This window comes from Hwanghaeella grinnelliae (assembly GCF_004005845.1).
Classification (GTDB): Bacteria; Pseudomonadota; Alphaproteobacteria; order UBA8366; family Aestuariispiraceae; genus Hwanghaeella; species Hwanghaeella grinnelliae.
The window spans coordinates 2,306,726-2,333,073 of record NZ_SADE01000001.1; the positions used below are offsets into that span (position 1 = coordinate 2,306,726).

General features: G+C 57.8%; 23 protein-coding genes. 7 read left to right on the forward strand and 16 right to left on the reverse strand.

Translation table 11 applies throughout. The features are described 5' to 3' along the window. Positions 1 to 70: 70 nt before the first annotated feature. Positions 71 to 1,162 (forward strand): isopenicillin N synthase family dioxygenase, encoded by a 1,092-nt coding sequence (locus tag EOI86_RS10650; RefSeq protein WP_127765026.1) that lies wholly within the window; start codon positions 71 to 73, stop codon positions 1,160 to 1,162. A gap of 27 nt (positions 1,163 to 1,189) precedes the next feature. Next, the gene (locus tag EOI86_RS10655) at positions 1,190 to 2,092 is read left to right on the forward strand and encodes a polysaccharide deacetylase family protein (RefSeq protein WP_127765027.1); all 903 of its coding nucleotides are present in this window, start codon (positions 1,190 to 1,192) and stop codon (positions 2,090 to 2,092) included. Positions 2,093 to 2,209: 117 nt separating this feature from the next. Here the strand turns inward: EOI86_RS10655 and EOI86_RS10660 are convergent, their stop codons facing one another. Together EOI86_RS10660 and EOI86_RS10665 are read right to left on the reverse strand one after the other, a co-directional pair. Further along, positions 2,210 to 2,761 carry a carboxymuconolactone decarboxylase family protein gene (locus tag EOI86_RS10660; RefSeq protein WP_127765028.1) on the reverse strand — a complete coding sequence of 184 codons (552 nt, stop codon included), beginning with the start codon at positions 2,759 to 2,761 and terminating at the stop codon, positions 2,210 to 2,212. A gap of 164 nt (positions 2,762 to 2,925) precedes the next feature. After that, a complete protein-coding gene (locus EOI86_RS10665) occupies positions 2,926 to 3,303 on the reverse strand; it encodes a hypothetical protein (RefSeq protein ID WP_127765029.1) in 378 nt (125 codons plus the stop codon). A gap of 245 nt (positions 3,304 to 3,548) precedes the next feature. On the opposite strand from EOI86_RS10665, the gene EOI86_RS10670 reads away from it, so the two are divergent. Further along, entirely contained in the window at positions 3,549 to 4,118 is a 570-nt protein-coding gene (locus EOI86_RS10670; protein ID WP_127765030.1) for a TetR/AcrR family transcriptional regulator, read from the forward strand. Positions 4,119 to 4,137: 19 nt separating this feature from the next. On the opposite strand, the gene EOI86_RS10675 is transcribed toward EOI86_RS10670, so the two are convergent. The 3 genes from EOI86_RS10675 to ahpC form a co-directional block, all read right to left on the reverse strand. Further along, positions 4,138 to 6,429 (reverse strand): molybdopterin guanine dinucleotide-containing S/N-oxide reductase, encoded by a 2,292-nt coding sequence (locus EOI86_RS10675; protein ID WP_127765031.1) that lies wholly within the window; start codon positions 6,427 to 6,429, stop codon positions 4,138 to 4,140. A 207-nt stretch (positions 6,430 to 6,636) separates the two neighbouring features. After that, a complete protein-coding gene (ahpF, locus tag EOI86_RS10680) occupies positions 6,637 to 8,220 on the reverse strand; it encodes an alkyl hydroperoxide reductase subunit F (protein WP_127765032.1) in 1,584 nt (527 codons plus the stop codon). A 134-nt stretch (positions 8,221 to 8,354) separates the two neighbouring features. Then, positions 8,355 to 8,918, reverse strand: a complete 564-nt coding sequence (gene ahpC, locus EOI86_RS10685) for an alkyl hydroperoxide reductase subunit C (RefSeq protein WP_127765033.1) — start codon at positions 8,916 to 8,918, stop codon at positions 8,355 to 8,357. A gap of 174 nt (positions 8,919 to 9,092) precedes the next feature. Here ahpC and EOI86_RS10690 point away from each other — a divergent pair, with 174 nt between their 5' ends. Then, entirely contained in the window at positions 9,093 to 10,046 is a 954-nt protein-coding gene (locus tag EOI86_RS10690; RefSeq protein WP_127765034.1) for a hydrogen peroxide-inducible genes activator, read from the forward strand. Positions 10,047 to 10,113: 67 nt separating this feature from the next. On the opposite strand, the gene EOI86_RS10695 is transcribed toward EOI86_RS10690, so the two are convergent. From EOI86_RS10695 to EOI86_RS10705, 3 genes are all read right to left on the reverse strand, one after another. Then, complete coding sequence (locus EOI86_RS10695; RefSeq protein WP_127765035.1) at positions 10,114 to 11,226, reverse strand: acyltransferase family protein; 1,113 nt, start codon at positions 11,224 to 11,226, stop codon at positions 10,114 to 10,116. A gap of 4 nt (positions 11,227 to 11,230) precedes the next feature. Then, positions 11,231 to 12,187, reverse strand: coding sequence for a sterol desaturase family protein (locus EOI86_RS10700; RefSeq protein ID WP_127765036.1), 957 nt, complete (start codon positions 12,185 to 12,187; stop codon positions 11,231 to 11,233). Between the two features lie 147 nt (positions 12,188 to 12,334). Continuing rightward, positions 12,335 to 13,660: an aspartate aminotransferase family protein gene (locus EOI86_RS10705; RefSeq protein WP_127765037.1), complete on the reverse strand. Its 1,326-nt coding sequence runs from the start codon at positions 13,658 to 13,660 to the stop codon at positions 12,335 to 12,337. Positions 13,661 to 13,808: 148 nt separating this feature from the next. Between EOI86_RS10705 and EOI86_RS10710 the strand changes: the two genes are divergently transcribed. Next, complete coding sequence (locus tag EOI86_RS10710; protein WP_205032127.1) at positions 13,809 to 15,281, forward strand: aminotransferase-like domain-containing protein; 1,473 nt, start codon at positions 13,809 to 13,811, stop codon at positions 15,279 to 15,281. On the opposite strand, the gene EOI86_RS10715 is transcribed toward EOI86_RS10710, so the two are convergent. From EOI86_RS10715 to EOI86_RS10740, 6 genes are all read right to left on the reverse strand, one after another. Next, positions 15,271 to 15,933, reverse strand: coding sequence for a DUF6064 family protein (locus EOI86_RS10715; RefSeq protein ID WP_127765038.1), 663 nt, complete (start codon positions 15,931 to 15,933; stop codon positions 15,271 to 15,273). The two genes, EOI86_RS10710 and EOI86_RS10715, sit on opposite strands and share 11 nt — an antisense overlap. Next, positions 15,930 to 16,847 carry an aldo/keto reductase gene (locus EOI86_RS10720; RefSeq protein WP_127765039.1) on the reverse strand — a complete coding sequence of 306 codons (918 nt, stop codon included), beginning with the start codon at positions 16,845 to 16,847 and terminating at the stop codon, positions 15,930 to 15,932. The genes EOI86_RS10715 and EOI86_RS10720 overlap by 4 nt, the downstream gene beginning before the upstream one ends. Positions 16,848 to 16,969: 122 nt before the next feature. After that, a complete protein-coding gene (locus EOI86_RS10725) occupies positions 16,970 to 18,253 on the reverse strand; it encodes a TIGR03862 family flavoprotein (RefSeq protein WP_127765040.1) in 1,284 nt (427 codons plus the stop codon). Between the two features lie 93 nt (positions 18,254 to 18,346). Continuing rightward, positions 18,347 to 19,114, reverse strand: a complete 768-nt coding sequence (locus tag EOI86_RS10730) for an SDR family NAD(P)-dependent oxidoreductase (protein WP_127765041.1) — start codon at positions 19,112 to 19,114, stop codon at positions 18,347 to 18,349. A gap of 43 nt (positions 19,115 to 19,157) precedes the next feature. Beyond that, positions 19,158 to 20,300, reverse strand: a complete 1,143-nt coding sequence (locus EOI86_RS10735; protein ID WP_161973779.1) for an ROK family protein — start codon at positions 20,298 to 20,300, stop codon at positions 19,158 to 19,160. 209 nt (positions 20,301 to 20,509) lie between these two features. Further along, positions 20,510 to 21,502, reverse strand: a complete 993-nt coding sequence (locus tag EOI86_RS10740; RefSeq protein ID WP_127765043.1) for a substrate-binding domain-containing protein — start codon at positions 21,500 to 21,502, stop codon at positions 20,510 to 20,512. 284 nt (positions 21,503 to 21,786) lie between these two features. Between EOI86_RS10740 and EOI86_RS10745 the strand changes: the two genes are divergently transcribed. After that, complete coding sequence (locus tag EOI86_RS10745; RefSeq protein ID WP_127765044.1) at positions 21,787 to 22,527, forward strand: ATP-binding cassette domain-containing protein; 741 nt, start codon at positions 21,787 to 21,789, stop codon at positions 22,525 to 22,527. A gap of 59 nt (positions 22,528 to 22,586) precedes the next feature. Next, positions 22,587 to 23,588, forward strand: a complete 1,002-nt coding sequence (locus EOI86_RS10750; RefSeq protein WP_127765045.1) for an ABC transporter permease — start codon at positions 22,587 to 22,589, stop codon at positions 23,586 to 23,588. A 115-nt stretch (positions 23,589 to 23,703) separates the two neighbouring features. Here the strand turns inward: EOI86_RS10750 and EOI86_RS10755 are convergent, their stop codons facing one another. Together EOI86_RS10755 and EOI86_RS10760 are read right to left on the reverse strand one after the other, a co-directional pair. Beyond that, the gene (locus EOI86_RS10755; protein ID WP_205032129.1) at positions 23,704 to 24,687 is read right to left on the reverse strand and encodes a C45 family autoproteolytic acyltransferase/hydrolase; all 984 of its coding nucleotides are present in this window, start codon (positions 24,685 to 24,687) and stop codon (positions 23,704 to 23,706) included. A 45-nt stretch (positions 24,688 to 24,732) separates the two neighbouring features. Further along, positions 24,733 to 26,328: a biotin carboxylase gene (locus EOI86_RS10760; protein WP_127765046.1), complete on the reverse strand. Its 1,596-nt coding sequence runs from the start codon at positions 26,326 to 26,328 to the stop codon at positions 24,733 to 24,735. Between the last annotated feature and the right edge of the window lie 20 nt (positions 26,329 to 26,348).

A 26,348-nucleotide genomic window follows, 5' to 3' on the forward strand; every position in this document is an offset into this window, starting at 1 on the left:
TTAAGAAAAGGACCAAGACGAATTGGCATGGAGTTGTAGACGTCACCGGAACCGAACAGGAGCAACGCCCATGGAACTGCCGAAATACGATGAAAGCGCGCCGATCCGACCGACCGAAGTCCGCAAGGGCACCGGTTATGCGGCGGAGCGGATCGACTTCGACAGCATCCCCATCGTCGATATCGGCGCGGCGATAAGCGGTGACCCGGACGCCAAGCGCAAGGCCGCGGACGCATTGCGGGAGGCCGCCGTCAATGTCGGCTTCTTCTATATCAAGAACCACGGTGTGCCGGACGCGGTGATCGCGAAAGCACAGGAAGCGGCGGACCGGTTCTATGCCCTGCCGGTCGAGGTGAAAAAGCAGTACGACGTCGCCAAATCGAAACGCCATCGCGGCTATGTCCCAGTCGGGGGGTTGAGTGCCGACCCGACGACGTCGGACCTTCAGGAAGGTTATGAGGTGGGCCTGGAAGTACCGGCGGACGACCCGGATTACCTCGCCGGCAACGCGCTTTTCGCACCGAATGTCTGGCCGGCCGAAATGCCGGACTTCCAGGCCGACATCTATGCCTATTTTGAAGAGATGATGACCCTGGGCCGGTCCATGTACCGGTTGTTCGCGCTGGCCGTCGGCATGCCGGAAGACTTTTTCGACGACAAGGTTACGAAGCCCTGCGCCCAGTTGCGGGTGATGTACTATCCCGCCACAGATCCGAAAGACAGCGCGGTGGGGATCGGCGCGCATACGGACTATGAGAGCTTCACGGTGTTGTACCAATCGGAATCGGGCCTGCAGGTTCAGAACCGGGCCGGCGATTGGATTGAGGCGCCGCCCATTCCCGGAACCTTCATCGTCAACATCGCCGATATGATGATGCGCTGGACCAACGACCTGTTCGTCTCCACGCCGCACCGTGTGATCAATACATCAGGGAACAAGCGCTTCTCCCTCGCCCTATTCTTTGCGGCCGACTATGGCACGGTGGTGGAATGCCTGCCGACCTGCCGGGACGAGAACAACCCGCCGAAATACCCACCGACCCATTTCGGCTATTGGATCGAGAACATGCATTCCTATTCCTACGCCTATCGATGGGACGAACGCGGCAAGTTGCCGAACCCTGAACTGACAAGCACGGAACAAATGGATTCGGCAAACTGACCGCCGACGACGAGAAAGGACCGACCGATGATACAAAACCCTATCCCTTGGCCGAACGGCGCGAAATGCGCCTGCGCCATCACCTTCGATATCGACGCCGACAGCCTGATCCATGTGGCGCGACCCGGCGACTCCCACAACCGCCTATATCCGATCAGCATGGGGAAATACGGGCCCGATATCGCGGTTCCCCGGATCCTGGAAACGTATAAGCGGCTGGGCATCAAGCAGAGCTTTTTCGTCCCGGCCTGGTGTATCGATCAATATGCCCCGGTGATGGAGAAGATTCTGGAAGGTGGGCATGAAATCGGCCATCACGGCCTGATCCATGAAGACCCGATCGTGACCATGGGCGACCGCCAGCGGGCCGCCTTCGAAGAGGCGCTGTCTATTTATAAACGTGTCTGCGGCGGAAAACCGAGGGGCTATCGCGCGCCGGTCTACAACATCACGCCACAGGTCGTGGATCTGCTGATCGAACACGGTTTCGACTATGATTCCTCGCTTATGGGCGACGATATTCCCTATCTTCTGGAGAAGGGCGGAAACAATATCGCGGAAGTTCCCGTCCATTGGGGATGCGATGACTGGCCCCCCTTCGCGCATTACGAAGAAATCGGATATGTGAATCATGTCCAGCCGCCTTCAGTCGGCTATCAGGGATTCTTCGAAGAGTTTGACGCGCAATACGAAGCCGGCGGTTTCTTCATGATGATCGTCCATCCCTTTCTGACCGGCCGGCTCGCCCGCTGGCGCGTCATCGAGAAATGGCTGGAAAACACAATGGCGACGAAGGACGTCTGGTTCGCGCGCCTGGATGAAATCGTGGACCATATGCGCAGCCTTGAGCAAAGCGGCGAGTATACCCCGCGCAAGGATATACTGCCCTACTACCCCGAACAGGTGATCCGCGCCGAAGCCGCGGAATAAAACTGACGAACGAAAAACGGAAAATGCCCGCCACGGGGGTCATCGTGGCGGGCCTTCCTGTGCCAAACCGCTAAATGCGGCCCGGTGTTACATGTCGCGGTGTTACATGTCGCGACGTTAGGCGGCGCGGCCGGCCGGTTCGACTTCCGGGAAATCGATCGGCGTGCCGAAGACTTCGTTGACGTAGTTGGTCAACGTGTTCAGCGCGACATGAGCAACGATTTCGACAAGTTCCGCATCCGAGAAACCTGCGTCCCGCACGGCTTGAACGTCGCTGGACGTCACATCAGCGCGGGAAATCGCGACCTTGCGGGCGAACGCCACCGCGGCTTCCGCTTTCGGATCCGACGAACGGCCCTTGCGGTTGGCGGCAATTTCATTGGCGTCCAGCTTCAGCATGCCGGCGATGGCGGTGTGAGCAGCGTTACAGTAGTTGCAGCCATTCACATTGGCGACGGCCAAGGCAATGCCTTCACGCGTCTTGGCATCCAACGCGCCTTTGCCGAGAGCTTCGGTCAAAGAAAGCGTGCCTTCCAGCGCCGCCGGGCTGTTGGAGATCAGCCTGTAGAGGTTCGGCGCGAAGCCGATCTTCTTTTCCACGGCTTGCAGAAGGGGTTGGGCCGCTTGCGGCGCACTGTTCACGTCTTTGGGCAAATTGATATTCAACATTGTTCGTTCCTTTCAAGGTTTCAGTAACAGGGGTTTAAGACGATAGGCGTGTCTGGATTTCGCGGGTTTTCTTGGCCGGCCAGCCGTCATTCCTGTCCCGCGATAACTGGCCGTTCTACCGGTGCGGCTAAGAGCAACAGGCCCTTGTCGCCGCAGCCCGGCATTTACTGTTCCGCCGCAAGGGTCGGAAAATCTCTAACTTGGAGGGAAACCTCCGGTTCGCCGGAAAGCGCCCTGATGCAAACATGCCGGGGTCGGGCTTTCGCTTCCGCGGAGAGTTGATCCAATTCCATAACCATGACCGACCGTTCGGAGGGTTTGCAGACCCCGCCGCCGGTATGCGGTGTCTTCAGATCGGGCCTGTTCATTGCGGCATGCAGGGTCGGCAACGGGTCACGATAAGCGGCCGTCTCCACAAGACGGACTTCATCCGCATTGGCGCCGAACCAGTTTGCGTCCCATACGCGGTCCAACGCGCTTCCCGCCGCGAAGTCGAGCGCAAGCGTCATCGCCGTCAACGCGCATTTTGATACCAGGTTCATTCCCCTCTCCTCTCACACCGGCTTGGCTGGAACTCCCCAGCTCTCCGCCTCACCGTCTCGTTGATCTACATTAACTGATCGGTGAACCTGATATGATGCACAGTTACCGTTCGGTCAATGTTTGATATTGATTTATCCAGTAACGAAACCGTGATGAGGCTGTCCTTATTTGCATTATAGGCAGTTACTCCTATATCCTCCGGGTCATCCGACCAAACCGGTCGGTAAATGTAATGAGTAGAAAAATGTCTGAATCGAAACGCGACCAGCTGATCCAACGAGCCCTGTCCGTCTTCTATGCGAATGGTTTTCATGCGGTGGGTATGGATAAAATCGCCAAGGAAACCGGCGTCTCAAAGACAGCCATCTACAAACATTTCAGAACAAAGGACGATTTGATCCTGGCAACCTTGCGGTTGCGCGATGAACAGTTCCGAAACTGGATCATCCGCCGCATAGAGGAAATCGCCAGCGACCCGGCGGAGAGGATCCTGGCGTCATTCGACGCCCTGGAGGAATGGTTCACAGAACCAACCTACATGGGATGCATGTTTATCAAGGCATCATCGGAATTTCAGGAACGAGACAGTTCGATTCACGCCATTTGCGCGGAGCACAAACGCATTCTGGAACGATATCTGGTCGATCTTTGCAAACAAGTCGGCGCACGCGACCCAGAAAAACTGGGCGCACAAATTCTGCTGTTGCAGGAAGGTGCAATTGTCGTCGCAGCCATGATGAACCCGGGAAAGGCCGCGGCGGACGCCAAGGACGCTGCCGCCGTTCTACTCGCGCAGGCGACAGCCGCGGCCTAGCGCCAATTCCGCGCCCCTACTACTCGATAACCGGCGGCGTATAGGCCCGGCTTTCCGGAATGTCCTCAGCCGCCGCTTCGACATCCACCAAGCAGCTGTGCGCCGTCGGCCCCTGGGCCAGGTTGGAGGTTCCCTTGTCCAATGTGAGGACATTCGGGTTGCCGTGGCGGCATGTCGTCCCATCCGGGTCGTACCAGGCGCCGGTCGCGATTTGAATGACACCCGGCCGGACTTCGTCGCTGATCCGCAACCCGGCATAACAGTCACCGCGCTGGTTGAAGATACGAACAATCTGACCATCCGACAGGTTGCGCGCGGCGGCATCGTCGGGATGCATCGTCAACGGCTCCCGTCCATCGATCTGCGCCGCCCGGCTGACCGACCCATGGTCCAATTGGCTGTGCAACTTCGTCCTCGGCTGATTGGAAATCATATGCAGCGGGTAAGACCCGACGCCGCCGAGCCATTCGCCGGGCTCCATCCATACGGGATGACCGGGGCAATCCGCATAGTCGAAACCGGCCACGGTTTCCGAATACATCTCGATCCTGCCGCTTGGCGTTTTAAGCGGGTTGGCGTCCGGGTCCTCGCGGAATGCCTCAAGCATCACGGTGGGCTTTTCCGGCGGCGGCACCTTGATCCAACCTTTGAGCTGCAACGTGTCCCAATCCGGCAGTTCGAAGGCGGAGCGTGACGCGGACTGGCGCGATATTTCATACATCCATTTCTGCCATTCCTCAGGGCTGCGCCCTTCGGTGAAGTCTTCCTCAAGCCCCAATTCGGCCGCGATGCCGCGGAAAATATCGTGATCGCTCTTTGCTGCGCCGACCGGTTCAATCGCCTGGTCCATCACGACCTGATAGGCGTCCCTTGGATTGAGACCCAGATCCGAACGTTCCAGCGTGGTGCTGCAAGGCAGAACGATATCGGCGTGACGGGCCAAACTGTTCCAGCACCACTCGTTCACAATCACCGTATCGGGTTTCGCCCAGGCTTTTCGAAGGCGATTCAGATCCTGGTGGTGGTGAAAGGGATTACCCCCGGCCCACCAGACCAGTTTCACATCCGGAAATTCATGCGTCTTCCCATTGTATTGGAAAGTTCCGCCTGGATTTTCCAGCATCTCGGAAATGCGGGCGACGGGGATGAAATTGCGTACCGGGTTCTTGCCTTGCGGGAAGGATCCGAAATGCATATTGCGCAGGCTCTGACCGGACTTGTTTGTGGCTGAATAGCCGAACCCGATACCGGTTCCCGGCAAGCCGATCTGGCCCAGCATTGCCGCCAGATTTATGGCCGCCCAATAAGGCTGTTCCCCATGATCCTGCCGCGTCAGCGACCAGGAAATAGAGATCATCGTGCGGTGCGCCGCCATCCGCCGTGCCAGATCGCGGATATCGTCGGCGGGCAATTCACAGATTTCAGACGCCCATTCCGGCGTCTTCGGCACGCCATCCTCCGCGCCTGTCAGATAGGCGGCATAGCGATCGAAGCCTACCGTGTACTTCTCCAGGAAAGCTTCATTTTGAAGCCCTTCCGTCAGCAGGACGTAAGACAATGCGATCATCAGGGCCGCATCCGTCGACGGGCGCGGCGACAACCAATCGGCGCCGACCGTATCCAGCAGGTCCGACCTGATAGGGGAGACATTCACGAATTTCACACCGGCTTTGTGCGCGTCGAGTAATCCCTGCTTCTGGACATGATTGCCGGTCCCACCCTGGGAGATTTGCCCGTTCTTCAAGGGAACGCCGCCAAAGGCAACGAACAATTCGCATGCTTCGGCAATTGAGTCCCAGCCGGTGGTATTGGCCAGCATATCAAACCATGTGCCCAGCACATGCGGCACAATCACCTCGGCCGCCGCATAGCTGTAGGTATTCACGGAACGCGTGAAACCGCCCATGCAATTCAGGAAGCGCTTCAACTGGCCTTGCGCGTGGTGAAAACGCCCGGCACTGGCCCAGCCGTAAGAACCGGCATAAATCGATGCGTTTCCGTGCGCGTCCCGAACCCGTTTCAGTTCCGCGGCGACAAGACGGTTCGCGTCCGCCCAGCTTACTTCGACGAAAGCGTCTTCGCCGCGCTTGTCACCAGCGGTCCCCGGCCCGCCTTCCAACCAGCTTTTCCGCACCATCGGTGATTTGATCCGGGTTGGTCCATCCAGAACGTCGACAATGCCGTGTCCGATCGGCGATGGATCGCCGTCTTCGGCAAAATCCTTCAAGCCGGTCACGCGTCCGTCTTCGACGGAAACGTTATAGGTTCCCCAATGGGTGGTCGTGATCAGATCGCGGCTGCGGGTATCCATGGAACGCTATCCCTTACAAAATAAGTTGGGCGATTGTACTCCCTGTGCAAAGCAACACAAATGGGAAGTATGATCCCGTTGAGCCCCCTCGCCCAATTTGCAACAAGGAAGAGGGCGCCGAAAAGATCGACACCCTCAGTGTTTCCATGAGCCGTCCTTGGCTCGCCTTGGGACCGTCCGTCAGACGGCGGGTCCGTTGGTGATCCCTCAGGCGGCGAAGGCTTCTTGTTGTTCATAGCCCTTCAGCAAATAATCGAAAGCGGATAAAGCGGCTTTCGAGCCTTCGCCCATAGCGATGACGATCTGCTTATAGGGCACGGTCGTCACGTCGCCGCAGGCGAAGATGCCGGGGACATTCGTCTCACAGCGTTCATTAACCACGATTTCACCAAACTTGGTCTGCTCAACCACGTCCTTGACGAAACCGCTGTTCGGTACCAGCCCGATCTGAACGAAGACGCCGGCCAGATCCTGTTTATGCACCGCGTTTGTGGCGCGGTCCTTGTATTCGATGGCGGTCACTTTGCCACCGTCGGCAATGATTTGCTGGGTGGCCGCGTTCTTAACGATGGTGATGTTGTCCCGGGCCTCGGCCTGATCGACCAAAATCTTGTCGGCCTTCAGTTCCGGTAGGAACTCAAACACCGTCACGGATTTGACGATCCCAGCCAGGTCCAGCGCTGCCTCGACACCCGAATTTCCGCCGCCGATCACCGCTACGTCCTTCCCCTTGAAGAAGGGGCCGTCGCAATGCGGGCAATAGGCGACACCATTGCCGATATTTTCCTTTTCGCCGGGGCACCCCAGCTCACGCCAATTCGCACCGGTTGCAATGATGAGCGTCTTCGTATCGATCACCTCGCCGGATGTCAGCGTGACGGACTTGTTGGTGCCGTTCACCACCTTCTCAACAGAGAAATGTTCCTTCAAGGTGACGTCGTATTCACGCAGATGCGCCATCAGGGCGTTGGACAGTTCAGGCCCGGTCGTCTTCGGGACGGAAATGAAATTTTCGATGCCAAGCGTGTCTTTGACCTGACCGCCGACACGGTCGGCAACGATCGTAACCTTCAATCCCTTCCGCGCGGCATAGATCGCCGAGGCTACCCCGGCGGGACCGCCGCCGATGACCACGACGTCTTGCAGGGGCATCTTTTCAACCGGTGCGGATCTGGGGGCCGACTTCGGTTTGGTTTCCATCAGCTTGTTGACCAGAACCGAGGCATCGACCTTGCCATTGGCGAAGACCTCGCCGTTCAGGAAGACGGTCGGCACGCCCTGAATATTCCGCGCTTCAATCAAATCCGGGTACAAACCGCCATCGATCATCTCGCTGGAAATCCGCGGATTGAGCACAGCGAACTGGTTCAGGGTCTGAACCACTTCCGGACAGTTATGGCAGCTCAAGCTGACGAAGACTTCAAACTTCAAGTCCTCGTCGATACCGGCAATGATCGACTTCAGGCTGTCGTCCAGTTTGATCGGCGTGCCGGAGGCATGCAGCAGCGCCAGCACAAGGGAATTAAACTCGTGCCCGCCGGGGATGCCGGAAAAGCGAATGCCGCTATCCGCACCATCAACCTCAAGCAGGAAACTTACCGGGCTCATCAGTTTTTCGGACTCGTCGCGTTCGACGACGCTGATCCGCTCGCTGACGGAGGCAATATCCTCCAGGTATTTCTTCAATTCATCGCGTTTTTCGTGATCGCCCGTCTGCAGCACCAGCGCAACGTCTTTGCTCATCGACGCGGTGTAACCCTTCAAGGCGTTCAGAATATCTGTACTCAACATGGCTCTTGTCTCTTATTTCCCAGGCCAGATTCCGCAGGTGCGTGGCCTGTCATCATTCCAAATCGGGTCAGCTGCCGGCGGGAAGTTGAAACCCGGCCCCAGGGGAGGAAAGGGCCGGGTTTCCGTGGTCAGGCTTAGATCTTGCCGACCAAGTCCAGGCTGGGCGTCAGGGTTTCTTGGCCCTGTTCCCAAGCCGCCGGGCACACTTCGCCGTCGTGCTCTGCAACGTACTGAGCTGCCTTGACCTTACGGACCATGTCCTTAGCGGAACGGCCGATACCCAGGTCATGGATTTCACAGACCTTGATGATGCCTTCCGGGTCGGCAAGGAATGTGCCGCGCAGCGCCAGGCCTTCTTCTTCGATCAACACATCGAAACCGCGGGAGATCGCGCCGGTCGGATCGCCGATCATCGGATAGTTGATCTTGCCGATGGCATCGCTGGTATCGTGCCAAGCCTTGTGGGTGAAATGGGTGTCCGTCGAGACGGAGTAAACTTCAACACCCAGGCCCTGCAGTTCTTCGTAGTACTTCGCCATGTCTTCAAGTTCCGTCGGGCAGACGAAAGTGAAGTCGGCGGGATAGAACACGAAGATCGACCATTTGCCTTTGACGTCGTCGGTCGTGACCGTCTTGAACTCGCCATTGTGGAAGGCCTGGGCCGTGAACTCGGGTACCGGTTTGTTAATCATGCTCATGGATTACATCTCTCACTTTTAAAGGTTTACTGGGTCTCGCGGGACCCCGACGTCTATGACGACGTCGATGGGCGCTATATGCCCCCTTGCTGCGACGCAATAAAGCGATATAAATTTGCCAATATGATCGATAAAATCGATTGCTAATGTCGCCCGTTTTTCAGAGGTTTGAAAATGCAGAACCTGCCAACGATGAAACAGCTTCAGTACTTGTCCGCCCTGGCAGAGCATCTGCATTTCGGACTCGCCGCCGAAGCCTGCTTCGTGACCCAGTCCACCTTGAGTGCCGGTATCCGCGAATTGGAGGATGTCCTTCAAGCAAAGGTCGCTGAAAGGACCAACAGATCGGTTATCATCACCCCCTTGGGCGATCGTTTGACATCCATGGCCCGAGATCTGCTGCGCGGTGCGGAAGAGATGATGGAGCTCGCACGCAGCGCTTCAGCGCCGATGTCCGGTCCCTTGCGCCTGGGCGTCATTCCAACCATCGGCCCGTATATTCTTCCCGCCGTCCTGCCGCCGATTCACCGGAACTTCCCGGGCCTTGAGCTCTACCTGCGGGAAGATTTCACCGATCGCCTGGTAGAGCGCCTGTTGGACGGAAGGCTTGACCTGCTGCTGCTCGCCCTACCCTATGAAATGGACGGTGTGGAGACGGAAGTGCTGTTCGAAGAAGGGTTCGTTCTGGCTTGCCCGACCGGCCATCCCTTGGCCGAGGAAACCTCGGTCGACACCAGCGCCTTCGAAAATCAACCCTTGCTGCTTTTGGAAGAAGGCCATTGCCTGCGCCGCCACGCGCTGGAGGCATGCAGCCTGGCAGGCCGTTTCAAACGCAAGAACTTTGAGGCCTCCTCCATGCAGACCCTGGTTCAAATGGTGTCGCTGGGCATGGGCATTACACTGCTGCCGCAAATGGCGGTCGATGCGGAGGTGACGAAAGGCCTGGATATCTCCCTCGTTCCTTTGAAGGAGAGCGTCGGCACGCGGCAGATCGGACTCGTATGGCGCAAGTCCTCGACCCGAGAAGCTGAATTCAGATTGCTCGGCGACATGCTGATGAAAGTCGGCCCGCAGAAACAGCCAAACAAGGCCGGAAAAAGGCCTCGAAAGGCCAAAGCCGAAAAATAGTGCCGGACAGTGTCAGGAAGCCGCCTTCTTATTGACCGCACAGGGCGTTTCACACTCGAATCGCACTCTATTTTACCAAGGCGATTGATGTTGCACCCTGGATCGATTGCCACAGTCGGACCAATAGCTTCCGAAAAGCCCAGATTTTATGCTCGAAGACGGAAGCAAAGACGAAACATGTCATCAGTGTGACCGCGAACAGGGTACTGTCCCGCAGGGCCCCACTGTCCATTTGGGGAATGATCGCGTTCCAGAATTGCAGCGCCGGATAGTGGACCAGATAGAGCGAGAAGCTGGACCCCGCCAACCATGCAACCGCCTTTTCCCATCGCGGATTAGGAATTGTAGCGTCGAACAGCTTCATCGCCCCCGCCAAGTGCAGCGCGACAATCGCACCGAGCAGCCCGTTCCAGACGAATTCGTTTGAGAAACGCAGAGCCGTGACCTGCCCCTGCCCCATCGCGACATTCGAAATTGCAAACAGGATGTCCGGCACGTCCAGCGCAAGCGCCACAATGTACACAACCAAGGCCCCGGCGAAGGCGAACACCGCTGTCGCCGGTCGGGAAAATGCCGTTGCACCCCGGTGATACAGCCAGACACCCAAGAGCCAGGATGGCATCAGCAACAGAGGTTTTACCCCGACCACGATCAGAACCAGGGTTAGCCAAAACGCCCGCCGAATGCCGGACAGAAATACGACGATGCCAAACAGCAGGTAATAGGCAGCTTCATAACTGAGCGACCAAAACGGCCCGTTCGTACCTGGGCGAAACCCGCTTCCGGTCCATTCGGTGGAAAAACTCAACGTGCGCAGCAGCACTTCCCAGACCGGCGCCGGATTCCACCACCAACCGTCATAACCGGCGGGGTCGATGCGCGCCCCCCAATAGTCCAGGGCCAAGGTCAGTAGAATCGCAGGCAGCACGACGGAGAAAAGCCGTGTCAGGCGGGCAAAGACATAGGCCGGTCCGGCCATGTCCTTCTGCCGCGCCGCGAAGGCGATGACCAAGCCGGAGATCACGAAGAAGACCACAACGGCGTCGCTGCCCAGATTCAACTCGCGAATGATCAGATAGTCGCCCCGGGTGAACCGCTCATAGGCGAAGTGAGACAGCAACACCACGATCGCCGCGGCAAACCTGAGCAGGTTGAGATAAAGCGAGAAACCTTGCGCCAAGGCCCTACTTCTTCCTTACCGACAGAAAGTGACCGCGCAACGGCTCGGCGAACTGTTCCAGCGGTTCGACCAACGCTTCCTTCAAACTGTTATGCGGTTGTGGCAGCGGGCGCCCGGATGGATCGGCCAAACCAAATTCCAGGGCTTCCGCTTGTTTCGGAACATACAAGGTGCCGAATATCCAGTCCCATATCGCGAGGACTTCCCCATAATTCTTGTTATGATGCCGCGGCGCGCGGCTGTGGTGGATCTGGTGTTGCGCCGGGGAAATCAGAATGTGATCGAGCACCCGCCCATAGCTTAGCCAGATATGGCTGTGCCGCAGATTGGATCCAAGCAAATTGAACACGAAATAGAACAGGTTGATGCCGACAATCGTCGTCGCCGCCATGGGACCGAAAAAAACGGCGATCACGGTTCCCTGCAACACGCCATAAAATGCGCCGCGTACAACCGACGAAATCAAGTCGTAGACCGGGTGTTTTCGATAGGTGGTAATCGGCGTCATCACCTCGGCGCTGTGATGCACCGCGTGAAATGGCCAAAGGCTTGTACAGTCGTGATGCAACCGATGGACCCAGTAAACACCGAAGTCATTAACCAGCAGGGCGAAAAACCCGACGAGCAACGGATTCGCCGGGTCCCCGGACTCTGCCCGCCCAAGCAAAGCCGATACGACCAGAATGGAAGCGGCATTCGTGACGGCGAACTGGTTAAAAATACCGAGAAAGAACAGTCCCCGTGTCACGGCGAACAGTTTCACATCGAGCAAGGTCGACGGATGCCGCCAAACCTCGCGCGGAAGCAGCCATTTCAGAAACGGCTTTCCCGGTTTCGTGGCCTGATAGATTGCGAAAGCGATGATGACGGTCGCAAGCAGATATACCGGAAATAGCCGGACACCTGGACCGAATAGCGCTCTTGTCAGATCTTCCATGCCGGCCTGACCTTGAAATCCCATCAATGCGACCGGGTTTCAGGGGCGCACACCTCCCCCGAGCCTCACGGAACCGCTTGACGGTGATACGTCAAATCCCATGAAGCGGGGGAAAGAAAAGGTCGGCATTTGTGTCGATTTCTAATTCGTGACCCCGAAGATCTTTCCCCGCTATGCCCCGCCTTGCGAAAGCGATTTGTCCATACTTTCGGCGACATCGTCGACATCGTCCATGGATAGGCAGAGCGGCGGCACCATCCGCAGGACATTCTTGTAGTTGCCCGACTTTGAAACGACCAACCCGTTCTCCCGCGTTTTCTCGAAGATCCTGGCGGTAGCTTCCGTTGCCGGTTCCTTGGTAACGCGGTCCTTGACCAGTTCGATGGCCAGCATGAAGCCCTTGCCGCGGACATCGCCGATCAGCGGATATTTGTCCTTCAATTCAAGCAGGCGCTGCTTCAGGGCAGCCCCCACCACACGGGCATTCGTCAACAAGTCTTCCTCTTCAATCACCTCCAACACAGCGCGCCCCGCCGCACAGGCAACCGGGTTCGCGCCATAGGTATGGAACAGGAATTTGCCTGCCATCGGCTCCGCCACTTCTTTGCGCGCGACAACCGCGCCCAGCGGAATGCCGTTGCCGATCCCCTTCGCCATGACCACGATATCCGGCACGACGCCGTCGGATTCGAAGCCCCACATATTCTCACCGGTCTTGCAGAACCCGGACTGGACTTCGTCGACGATGCACAGACCGCCTGCCTCCCGAATGATCTCGAATGCCTGCGACAGGTAGCCGGGGGGCATGGGAATAATCCCGCCATAGCCTTGAACCGGTTCGATCAAACCCGCCGCCAGCGACCCGCCCGTCGTATAGGCAATCGTATCCCGCAAATCCTGGAGATAGGGATCGATTCCTTCGCCGAAGGCGCCCCGGTACTGGTTCGGTTCGGCGGCAAAGGAGATATGGTTGAGCAAACCGACCGGGTGGCGGAAATTTGCGATTCCGGTCACGCTTTGCGCCCCGAAGGTCGCGCCGTGATAGGAATTGCGCAACGCCACAATGTCCGCGTTGCCGGTGGCGGTGCGGGCCATCATCAAAGCAAGATCGATGGCCTCCGTCCCCGAATTGGTGAAATGAACTACCCAGTCATGCCCCTTGGGCATTGTCGCGGCCAGTTCCTCCGCGAAATGTGCCGGAACAGGATGGTGGAACATGGTGGTGCAATGGGTAAGCGTTTCGACCTGTCGCTGGACCGCCGCGATGATCTTCGGATGCGCGTGGCCGACGCTTATGCACAGATTCATGCCGAGCAGGTCGATCAGCTTGTTGCCCAACTCGTCCCAGACGTACTGCCCCTTGCCTTCCTTCAGAATGAGGGGCTTTTCATAGGGAACAAAAGCCCGTTGGCTGGCGGCGTAATACCGGTCCCGGCGTTCAATGATCGCATCCGTCGACCAATCCACGTCCGACACTGTCGGTGCGCTGGCATCCATCACGTTCCTCCTGCCTGATATGCTCTTTCAACTCCTTTATAGAAGGCTCGGCGACCAGAACGCGAGGGACAGATATCGATAATAAAAGGGACAGATTGGCAAAGACGCAATAGCATCAACAGCGGACCAAAGGGAAGCGTCGCGAAAGATGGCGAATATGCAGCAGATCATTCAGCTTGATGAGCGCTCGCCGCTTAGCAATCGAGACCAAATCTGTGAGGCGGTTGGAAGCGCAATCGCGATGGGGACCTTTGGGGAAGGCCAAAAACTTCCCTCATGCCGGACCCTTGCGAAACAATTGAAGGTGTCCCGCAGCACGGTCTTTTCGGCCTATTGCAATCTCGTCGAACTGGGTGTTCTGGACGCGCGCGATCGGTCCGGCTTTGTCGTCGCCATCGGCGCATCGGCCTACCCCCGCGATCCGAATACGCAGGAAGGCACCGCCCATACGGCACCGATCACGCCGCCGGCCTTTACCCCGAACACACTGGCGCCGGACAGAAGCCTACAACACCCGGTCGACTGGAATGACTATCCCTATCCGTTCATTTTCAATCAGGTCGACCCGCACCTGTTTCCACTCGAAGCCTGGCGCGAATGCTCGCGTTTGGCACTCAGCCGACGGACGATGCCGGAATGGATGGCGGACGTCACCGAGGTCGACAGCCCACAACTTGTGAAACAGTTGCGCCAGCGATTGCTGGCCCATCGCGGCATCCTGGCTGACGACGAGGAAATACTGATCACTATGGGCGCCCAGAACGCGCTGAGCATCCTGGGTCTGTTATTCGCGAAAGATCGCAGAAAAATCGCCATCGAAGATCCGGGATTTCACGAAGCGCGAAACGCCTTTCACATCACCGGCAACGACCTGACCGCCGCACCTGTCGATGAAGACGGATTGATACCGGACGCCATCCCCAAAGGCTGCAAGCTTGTGTTCTGCACCCCGAACCATCACTTCCCGACGATGGTCACCTTGCAATTGGAACGCCGTCACGCAGTTCTCGACCGTGCCGTACAGGACGGCTTTTATGTAATTGAGGACGATTACGAAATGGAACTGGCCGGTGGGAACGGCGTTCTCCCGCCCCTGCATTCGCTCGATCGGCATGGCTCGGTCATCCATGTCGGCAGCCTTTCCAAATCAATCACACCCAGTTTGCGGTTGGGTTTCATCGTCGCCCACCGTGAGATCATACGGCAAGCGCGGGATGTCCGCCGCCTTCTGGTTCGCCAACCCCCGGGGATGATCCAAGATACCGCCGCGTTGTTTTTGGCGCTTGGTCATCACGACGCCCACATCAAACGCCTCAAGCGCCGCTATACGCGCCGATGGCAGGTCATGCAGGCTTCCATTGATAAACACCTGCCTAATTTTCAGCGGCCGAAAGCAACCGGGGGAACCAGCGTCTGGTTGACTGGAAAAGACGGGTTCGACGCGTCGGCCTTCTGTGACGATTTGAAACGGCACGGCATTCTTGCCGACAAGGGCCGCACGTTCTTCCTGAACGGAGACCGGAATAACAATTTGCGGCTTGGGTTTTCCTGCATCCCTGTCAATAGGATCGACGCCGGTATTCAAGCGGTGAGGGAAGTTTATCGATCGTTCAAAGCCTAGACTTTCCGGGTTTGCTGAGGCGATGGACCAAACAGATCAGCACCACCGTGGCGATGATCAGTAATACAATGTCCTGCATGACGAACAGCACCAAGGCACGGATGCTTTCCCAGACGAGCAGCATCACCGGCAAAGGGAATAGCCAGAATGGAATGCGTGTCCGATTGAGAAGGAAAAGCGAAAGCGTCGCCGTGATCGTCGCAAGCGGGGTCACGCCGATTGCCTGCACGGCAACAACCGTATCACCGGAATAGAGACGCATGAATGGCCCGATCAAGGCCGCCAATACCAAGCCGAGCAAACCCGCCCAATGGGACGGCACCGCTTTTCCGACATCCGGGCGCAACCCGCCTGTCGTCGCGCCCCATGCCCCAATCAGGACCGCCTCGGTCAAGGCGGCCCAACCGAAATACGTCCCGGCCCAGTTCAACGGCTGATAGGTATGCCAGTAGAACCCGATGCCAATCCAAGCCCAGAGCATTGCGAGACAGACCGCGGTGCCACGGCAAGAGAGACGGCTGGCGCCGGCGCCTTTGATCAGGAAAACGACCAAGGCAAGACCGACAATGACTTCGACCGCTGCATATCCCTCGATATACGCGGTCAGAAGATAGGCGTAGACTTCGTCCGAATACGGGATCAAACGGTTCACAGCGCCGCCACGTAGTCGATCATGCGGCGACGCATCGCGGCGTCCGGCATCGGGCCTTCCATTGCGCGCATATTTTCATCCATATGCGCAATCTGCGACGTCGCCGGTATGGCGCAAGTGATTGCCGGATGGGATATTATGAACTTCAAAAGGTATTCCGGCCAAGTGGCGATCCCCAATTCCGACGACCATTCCGGAAGAGGCTTGCCCCGCAGCGCGTCCGGCAAGCTTCCCCTCCGGAACGGTCGGTTGGCGATCACGGCTTTGCCCAAGTCGGCCGCCATGGGAAGCAGGCGGACCTCCGCTTCCCGGTCCAGGATATTGTAGGTCAGTTGTACGAAATCCACGTGCTCGGACTTCATGACCTGCGCCATCTCTGCATGGCGCGACCCGTGCGATGTGGTCACGCCCAGATACCGGATCCTTCCGGCCTTTTTCCGTTCGGCCAGCATCGGCAAATGGGCTTCCCAATTCACGAGGTTGTGGACCTGCATCAGGTTGAACCTGTCGATCCCCCATAGCCGAAACGAGTCCGCAAGCTGGCTGCGCCCCTCATCCGCATCGCGAGTCCAAACCTTGCTGGCGCTGAACAGGCCATCGGTACTGCCGAGCCGTTGAAAGCAATCGCCAAGAACGTCCTCCGCGGTTCCGTACATCGGTGAGGAATCGATCATGCCGCCGCCATGGCTGAAGAACCGGCGCAGCACTTCGGCCCTTTGGGCGCGCAAGGCGGGCACCGGTCCGACATTGAACGTAATCCAGGTTCCCATGCCGATGGCCGGCAACATCTCGCCGGTGGCCGGAATACGCTTTGACAGTTTTAGGGCCGCCGCGCTGCCGGCAATCGGAATCCCCAGCATGGAAGCAGCAAGACTGCCGATCAGAAATTCCCGGCGGTGGACGGGAAATGCCATTTCACCCTCCTATGCGATTGGCACCAGTTTCGCTCTCGTCTTACATAGACATAGTCTTGCGAAAGCTCGTGTCACCCGCCCCGTCTTTCCCGGCATTTTTAGAATGGCGGGAAGGACGGCTTTCACGTGTTCCCAGATTTGGGCGAGCCATCTTGCTGCAGCCATGCCAACAAGCCTTGCGCTGCCGCCACGCCCGACGCAAAGGTGCCTTGCAACAGGTAACCGCCGGTCGGCGCTTCCCAATCGAGCATTTCTCCGGCCACGAAAACGCCTGGAAGGCGGGCCAGCATGAAATTCCCGTCCACTTCGGTAAGCACGATACCGCCGGCACTGGAAATCGCACGTTCGATGGAAAACGGAGCGGTCAAAGTGATCGGCGCGGCTTGTACCAGTTCCGCCAGCGCGGCGGGGTCTGAGGGCAATGAAGGCCCTGCTGCCTCACGCATCAGATTGATCGCAATGGGCGGCAATCCAAGGGCCCGGCGCAGAAAGTCGGTCTGGGACTGTTTTCCGCGCGGTCTGCCAAGCCGTTTCCGAAGGTCTTCGGTTGACCGGTCAGGACAGAAATTGACCTGCAACACCGTTTGACCGTCAGTCTCTATCCGTTCACGCAGCAGGGAAGACAAGGCATAGATCGTGCCCCCCTCGATGCCCTGGGCAGTCACCATGGCTTCGCCCCGTACGGTTCGCCCCGCACAGGTCAGCGCCACGTTTTTCAAGGGCTGGCCCTGGAACCTCTGCCTGAAAATCTCGCTCCACTGAACCTTGAACCCGCAATTAGCCGGCCGCAAGGGCGCGACGGCGACGCCCTTCTCCTCAAGTATAGATGTCCAGGCGCCGTTCGACCCAAGCCGCGGCCAGCTTGCTCCGCCTAAAGCGAGAATAACTGCCCTGGCCGGAACCTTTTCCTCAGCGCCATCGGCGGGCCGGAACAACAGATCGCCCGCTCCGTCCCAACCCAGCCATTCCATGCGATACCGAAATTCCACCCCCTGGTCTCGCAACCGGGCCAACCAAGCCCGCAGCAAGGGGGCTGCTTTCATCGCCTTTGGAAAGACCCGTCCGCTGGACCCGACGAACGTCTCCTCGCCCAAACCGGCAGCCCAATCCCTGAGCATAATCGGTGAGAAAGACTCAATCGGCGGAGCCAGGAACGCGCGAGACTTACCATAGCGTTTCAGGAATTTTTCCAACGGCTCGGAATGCGTCAGGTTCAAGCCACCACGCCCGGCCATCTGCAGTTTGCGGCCAAATGTAGGCATCCGGTCATAGATCGTGACGGATATACCGGCGCGGCTCAGTACCTCGGCAGCGATTAAGCCGGCCGGTCCCCCGCCAACCACGACCACGCCCGACCGGGCCGACTTCTTACCGCTGATATCGATTTCCGGGGCGATGTCATCCATGCCGCCGTTATCCACGGCAAGGCGCTCTAGAACAAGTCCGCTGTCGGGACGAAAGGTTAGACCGCTCAGAACGCCGGATGTTTCAAGAACAGGCTATAGCCAGCCGCCGTCGATGACGCAGGATTGGGCCGTGCAGCCACCTGCCTCGTCCGACGCGAAGAAAAGCACCGGTCTGGCGATGTCGATGGGGTAGATTTTCCGCTTCAGACACTGCCCCTTCAACATGTCCGCTTCGGCCTCCGGCGTCACCCAGTTGTCGATCTGCCTCTGTGTCATAACCCAACCGGGCACGACGCAGACAACACGAATATTGTCGGGTCCAAGATCTGTCGCAAGCGACCGCGTCAGCCCCATGACAGCGGACTTCGCCGTGGTATAGGCCGGCATGCCGCCCTGTCCTAACATCCAGGAAACGGATCCAAGGTTCACGATGGCGCCGCCGCCGGCTGCGGCCATATCCGGCGCAACCGCCTGCGCGGCGAAAAACTGGTGACGCAAGTTGACCGCCATCCGATCGTCCCAATATTCCGGCGTCACGTCCTGCATGGCGTGCCGTTGATCATTGGCGGCATTGTTCACAAGGACGGTCACTGGGCCGATATCCGATCTGATCTTGTCGACGCATGCCCGCAACGCGGTGATATCCTTCAAATCGCATTCGTAGAACTTGGCCGAATGTCCCTCGGCCGTTAGTGCCTCCGCCAATGCCTCCGACTCTTTGACCTTTACATCCAGGAAAGCCACGCGCGCGCCCTGCCGGGCAAACTGCCGCACGATTTCCTCCCCTATGCCGGAGCCACCGCCCGTCACCAACACGACTCGGTCTTTCAAGCTCGGGTAGCTCGCTATCGCATCAGCCACGTCTTCACTCCTTCCAAATCAGAACTCAATTCCGTTTTTGTCATCAGGCCACCGCTGCGGCCGTCGGATCGACGGCGACAATTGCGTCCACCTGCTCCAAAGCCAGGTGGACCATCCCCTCGGTGATCATTTCAACACCGCCTGGAACGATCAAAATATCCGCTTCCGGGTCGATGGCTGGCGTTATCGACTCCCGCAATCCGGCCACAAACGCCTGCTTCATCAGGTGGAAGGCCCGCAGAGAAGACCCCGTGACAGCAATCCGGTTCGGACCGAGGACGGAAGCAACGACGCGGACCGCATCGGCCAAAGCAGCCCCCGCTTCCTCGAAAATACGAACCACGGGGCTTTCGCCTTGCTCAGCGCGACGAACCAGATCCTGCATCTGGTCTTCGCTCGGTTGTTGGTGGTTCGTTATCGATAGATTGGTGAGTGTCCTTGCATCCCTGTAGAGGGCGTAATCAGCGAGGTAGGCTTCGATGCAACCACGTTGCCCGCACCGGCACTGGGCGCCAGACGGCTGCCTACGCACGTGACCGATTTCCGAGGACGCACCCCGCGGTCCGGGGAACGGACCGCCGTCAACCAACAATCCCATGCCGACACCGTGCCCCGCCATCAGGACGCCGGTGAGCCCTTGCTTCAAGGCAGGATTGCGTTGCGCGGCCGCAAGTGCCGTCGCCGTGCCATCATTCTCCATCACAATCGGAACCCCGAAATGCTTGGCCAGCGGGGTTACGATATCCGTATCGCGTATCGACAGGATCGGGCTCCAGACCTGCTGGCCTTCCGTCGGGTTGATGATCCCCTGAACTGCGATCCCTATGGCGCTCGGCAAAGGTCCCGGAACCCTCGAAAGAACAGTGTCGATTGCCACGGCGCATTGTTCCGCCACCTGTTCACCGGAGAGCGACCGGGTGGAGCACGGAAATTCTTCCCGCACGAAAATATTGCCGGCGAAATCCGCGACGACGGCCTCGACCACGTCCATGCGCAGAGATGCCGCGGCAACCCGCGCGTAATTGCCGTTGAGGCTTAAGTTCACGCGCGGACGGCCACGTGCATTCTCGGTCGGAACTTCCTCCGTTGCTTCGATGAACATACCCGTCCCGATGAGGTCCGAGGTAATGTTCGACACGGCAGCAGCGCTCAACCCGGTTCGTTGTCCGAGTTCAACCCTGGCCATGGATCCATGCCGACGCAACTGTCGAATAAGGTGAGCGCGATTGCTCTCCCGTTCCGGCGGTCCAGATCTCGGCCAAGGTCCATTCTTCATCGCGTCAGTCTCCGAAAATTCATCTGCCGACATCCGTCATTCGGCTTGGCCGAGGTCCGGAAGCACACATCCAGGCGGATGCGGCTTCCGTCCTCAAGGTTGGAGACAAGGCTCCGCTTCTACTTCGCGAGGCAGCTATCCGCCGTTTCCGGTTTGCATTCGTCGAGCCCGGTATACAAGGGGTCGCCGACGTTCTTGCCGTTGATCAGATCGATCATGACAGACGGTGCGCGATACCCCATTTCAAACGGGCGCTGACCGACCTGAACATGACTGCGCCCTTCCTTCAGGGCCTTCATCTGCGGCGGCAAAGTGTCACCCGCGATGATGATCAGTTCCTTGCTCTTCAGCTTGTCCATGACCTGATCCGTCACCTGGGCATATGCCTGCGGCGCAAATTGAGCCCAGCCGCCAATTAGGATGAAAGCGTCCAAGTCGGGGTTCGCCAGGAAAGTATCCGCCATTTGCTGGTTGGCGAGATCTACCTGATCATTGGTGAAAAGCGGGCATCCGTCGATTTCAGTCCAGCCGCTTTGCCCGGTCAGACGGTCCGTATCTTTCTTACCGGCAATGGTGTCCCGGAAACCGGCGGCACGGGCATTGATGTTGTCAGCCGCGACATTGCCGAGTTGCAGGCACACGGAACCGCCATCAGGCTTCAAAGCGGCTGCATGTTCCGCCATTTTGACACCCATCAGGTAGTTGTCCGTCCCCAAATAAGTTTTGCGAAGACCGCGATCCGCCGCGATGAAATCAGCGTCGATCGTCATGACCGGAATTGAAGGGTCGCGTTGCTTGATAAGGTTGCCCATCGCCGGGGCATTGGACGGCGAGATCGCTATGGCTTCGATCCCACGGGTAAGCAAGTCATCGACAATCTGCACTTCGCCGGCTTCATCCGTGCTGGATGCAGGCCCGGTATAGAGGCAGGTGTATTCTGAATCAGGGTTCTCCTTTTGCCATTTTTGGCAACCAAGGTTGATCTGTTCAAAGAAGGGATTGTCCAAACCCTTTACCACGATAGCTAGAATCTTCTTATCGGCCGATTGCGCCGACACGGACACAAGCGCCAATACGCACGCAAGCGCCCCCACCACAAAAGACTTCCTCATAGCATTCCTCCCAGGTTATCGGCCTTTTTGGCCTGTTTGCCGACTGCCCTTGCGGTTCACGACCGATTAGATCAGCACGGCTTTCTATTTTTTTATTTCTACAAATTATTAAATACACCACAAACTGCCAATCAGGCAAGTTTTCGTATCTATATACCATTTTCGTGCCTTCTAGAACGCCTATCTCGACAATTTACTTGCGTTTGTGAATTTATTATCGAAAGATCCCTATCAATTCGATGATAAGCTGGGAAAACCGGCAAATCGGGAGGAAGCAGCGGGCAATGCCCATTTTAGAACTTCGCGGAATATCGAAGCATTTCGGTGCGATCCAGGCGTTAAAGGAAGTCTCCTTTACGGTCGAACCCGGTGAGGTTGTCGGTCTGATGGGCGACAACGGCGCTGGGAAATCGACACTGGTGAAAATCATCGCCGGGAACTTTCGTCCAAGCGCCGGAAAAATCCTGATCGCCGGGGCCGAGATGGCGTTTGACTCTCCCCTCGCCGCGCGCGGCGAAGGGGTGGAAGTCGTCTATCAGGATCTCGCCCTATGCGATAATTTAACGGCGGCAGCAAATGTGTTTCTGGGCCGGGAGATCACTCGCAAGATCGCCGGAATCCCAATCGTCGACCATCGCGCCATGATGATACGGGCCGCGGAACTTTTCGCGGAATTGAAATCCGAGACCCGCCCGCGCGACCTTGTTCACGACATGTCCGGCGGACAGCGGCAGGCCGTTGCGATTGCGCGGACACGTCTTGCGGAGTCGAAAATCGTTCTGATGGACGAGCCGACCGCGGCAATCAGCGTAAGGCAGGTCGCCGAGGTCCTGGACCTGATCATGCGCCTTCGCGACCACGGCATCGCCGTCATTCTGATCAGCCACCGCATGCCGGATGTTTTCAGTGTGGCCGACCGTGTCGTCGTAATGCGCCGGGGTCAGTTGGTCGCAAACAAACCTTCGGCGTCATCGTCACCGGAAGAAGTGACGGGCTTGATCACCGGGGCAATAGAGGCCGCATAGGGACCGACCGCCCAACTTAATAGAACGGGCAAATACTGAACCGCTGGGGGAATTGAATAATGGCGACGCCATCCATTGAGGATGTAATCGGACAGAGCCAGCATCACGGGTGGTTGGCGCGAGTGACGAGCCGGCAGACATTTTGGATATTCTTGGCGGCAATCATCGCCTGTGTCCTGCTCTCTCTCGTAACGGACACCTTCGCGACCGAACGCAATCTCTTCAACGTGACGCGCAATTTCGCCTTTGTCGGCATCATCGCGCTTGGCATGACGACGGTGATCGCGTCGGGCGGGATCGATCTTTCCGTCGGGTCCTCGGTCGTCCTTTCGGCGATCGTGGTCGGCACAACAATGGCGGCCGGGTTTCCAATCTATGTCGCGGTGCCCCTCGCCATCGGCGCGGCGCTCTGTGTCGGGCTCTTGAACGGCGTGCTCATCGCCTATGCACAAATGCCCCCCTTCGTCGTCACCTTGGGCACATTGGCCGTCGCGCGCAGCCTGGCCATGGTTCTGTCCGGCAACAAAATGATTTACGAATTCGGCCCTGACCACGACCTGTTGCTGGGGCTTGGCGGCGGCAGCATGGTCGGCATCGCCAACCCGGTCTATTTCCTGATGATCCTTGCCGTCTTGACCGGCCTTTCCTACCGCTGGACCCGTTGGGGCCAGCATGTCTTCGCCGTCGGCGGCAATGAGACCGCAGCGGGGATGACGGGTATTCGCGTCGCCCGGGTAAAGGTATCGGTCTATATGTTCTCCGCCTTCACGGCCGGTGTAACCGGGGTGTTGGAGGTAGGTTGGCTCGGTGGGGTGACGACCAATTTAGGCCAAAGCATGGAACTAACCGTTATCGCCGCAGCGGTAATCGGCGGCGCCACCCTTGCCGGCGGCAGCGGCACGGCACTCGGTGCGGTGGTGGGCGCGGCTTTGATTGAAGTCATCCGGAACAGCCTGATCCTACTGGGCATCAGCACCTTTTGGCAGGGTACCTTCGTCGGCAGCTTCATTATCATCGCCGTTGCGATCGAAAGAATGCGGAGCCTACGCCAGAATGCCTGAACCCGAACCGGTTTCAATTTGGGAGAAAAGATGAGCGTTCCCTATAAAGGCTCAGTCTTACAGGGCGGCAAGGGGAAACCCAGGAATATGATTATTCTAAAGCCTCCGCGGTCCGTTATGCCAGCATGGCGCCGGCCGGGAACTTGATCGTCCGGGTCCCAATACTCGGGTTGGTCACCTCGTGATCCCAAACCTCACCCGGCCACCGATACTCGATTGCTCCTCTGGCAGGCCAATAGACGGCAGTGTAAAGCGTTCCAAACCCGCGGTCATAGGCTAGGGAATACAAGGGCGGTTTCTGAAACGCGGCTATAAAACGATCCGCCGGTTCATCATGCAGGGTCAAGCGTTGCAACAGGAACCTCTCCCGCTCGACCGTTGCGGTTGCCCGCGCATGCCGATGCCATTCCACCTGCTCCTGATGGTTTGTCGCGACCGGCTGGTCCGTCACGCTGGTCCCGCGATCCGGTGACATATAGACGGTGTTGTACCGGCCATTCTTATCAACGACCGTAACATTATAGGCCATGTGACAGGGAATGCGTTTCAGTGCCCGGACGGCTTCTTGTGTGGTTCGGCAGAACTCCAGCACATAGCGAATGATGATCGGCACGCCGAAACCGTCACCGACGATGGTTCGACCGCCGAATGTGAGCGAAACGGCCAGTCCGGCTTCGTTCATCCCGTCAACCAAACCAAACAGACCGTCCGTCATGCCTGTGACCCATCGATCGTTCCAGCGGCTGTTAAGGATCACCGCGTCGGAAAGTGCCGGTGGGTAGTCATAGTTACGAACCAGCAGCGGTTCGTCGCCGGCTTTTACTGCTTGCGAGCAACCCGACAGATAGGGCGGCGGGCAATAGAAGCTCAAGAAACGGGCCGCTACATCCCCACCGCCTACCAGTTCAACAAGTTTGTCATATGTCGGAACCAATTCCGGCATATGCTTTTTCAACGCTCTATAGCCCGCAAGGTATGTTTGCCGTGCCTCTACACCTTCGGAAAGAAACCAGCGTTCATAGGCGGGCCAATACGCTTCGAACAGGGCGCGCCACCGGTCCCCGGGCTTAGCCTCGGAGACCGATTGGAATGTCAACATTGCGCCCTGCGAACCCCAGTTCACTACGAAAGCTCCGCCTATAGCTTAAAGGATCTTAAACGCCGGTTCCGAGGTCTGCATCGGCAGGGCGCTCGGCAAGGGGCGCGCCTTGTACTGGCTCTTTATCCCTTCAATCCACGCCTTGGACCGCTTGGTCAGACGGAACTTATCGTCCATCGCACGACCACGGGTGATCAAGATGCCTAGATCCGCGCCTTCATAACGGAAATCGCCGACACCTTGAATGCGCAAGAAAAAGGCCTCTGCTTCACTCTCGACCGCACGGCGGTGATAGTCGAACCGGTTATACTCGACCGACCCATCCGGCATAAGCCTCCAGATGCCACTTTCCGGCGCTTGCGTAATGATGTCGACATTATCGTCGGTATGCTTGACCACCATCTGGCACCATTGATCGATATTATCCGGGTCCGCCCAGCGGTCGTTCAATTCTTCGACGTTCAGGTCGAACTCTACACCGGAAAATTCCAGTAGATGGAACAGGAACAGCGGAGCATCCGCATGGGCGAAAGCCGCGTGGTTGGTCATGGAACTTGCACCAGTGACGCGTGGATTACACTCGCCGAGATAGATGGACCCGTCGTCCTGATCGATCAGGAAGTCGAGTTCGAAATATCCACGATAGCCTTCCTCCACAAGCTGGTTTCCGAAGTCGAACGTATACTTGCGTGCGGCGTCACGAATTTTCTGGTCGAAGGCACCGGCGAAAATTTCATTGCCGCACCAACCGCCGCGATAGGGCGTCAATTCCTTGAACCCGACCAGTTCGGTCATCAACGGACCGACGATCGTCCCCTGTTTCGTCGCACAGGCCTCGATGGCCGACCCGCGGCAGGTGATGCGCTTCATGATCTTGATTTCGCCCTTGCCGACAATCTCATGCTCATGTTTGCGGAAATCCGCTTCGGTTTTGATGAAGAAGGTCGTGTGTCCGGAATCGCCGAATGCCGACTGCAGCACCAGGTCATTTCCGATCGGTTCGGAAACTTCCTTCAGATGCTCCCAACTCTTCACAACCGACAGGACGTTGGGCACGCTGGGCACGCCGGCCTTGTTGCCGATTCTAACCGTTTCAATCTTGTGATCGATCTTTTCGCGCAGTTTCGCCTTCGGGAACCAAACTTCGATCCCCAACTCCTTACAAATTTTCTCGACACGCTCATCAAACATCAGGAAAACCGCCTTCGGCTTTCCCCCTTTCGAGCGGATGAAGTCGATGACCTCTTTATGCTCCAAAAGATATGCGTTGATGTCTTCGATCGACTCGAACTCCGCATGCGGCTGCTCGCTCGGCACAAAGGCGTTCGGGTGACGACCGTCGTAGCAATCGATGTAATTGATGTAGCGGAAGTTCCGGCACCACTCATCAATGCCCAAAAGATTGAAGTTCGTCGCACTGATAAAGAAAATGGGGTCTTCGTTCCGGTGGAAATACCGACGGACCTCCGAAATATTTTTCAGCTTCACATTTTTATTGGGCGGCCGCCGCGCAGCAACCGCCTTTTTCGCGCCGGCTTTCTTCGCCCTGGCCTTCTTCGCGCTGGCCTTCTTCGCGCTGCTCTTCTTGGCGGCGCTTTTCGTTGCAGCCTTGGCAGCCTTACTCGTTGCTTTTGCACTCATGAAGTGACTCCCTCTTCTCT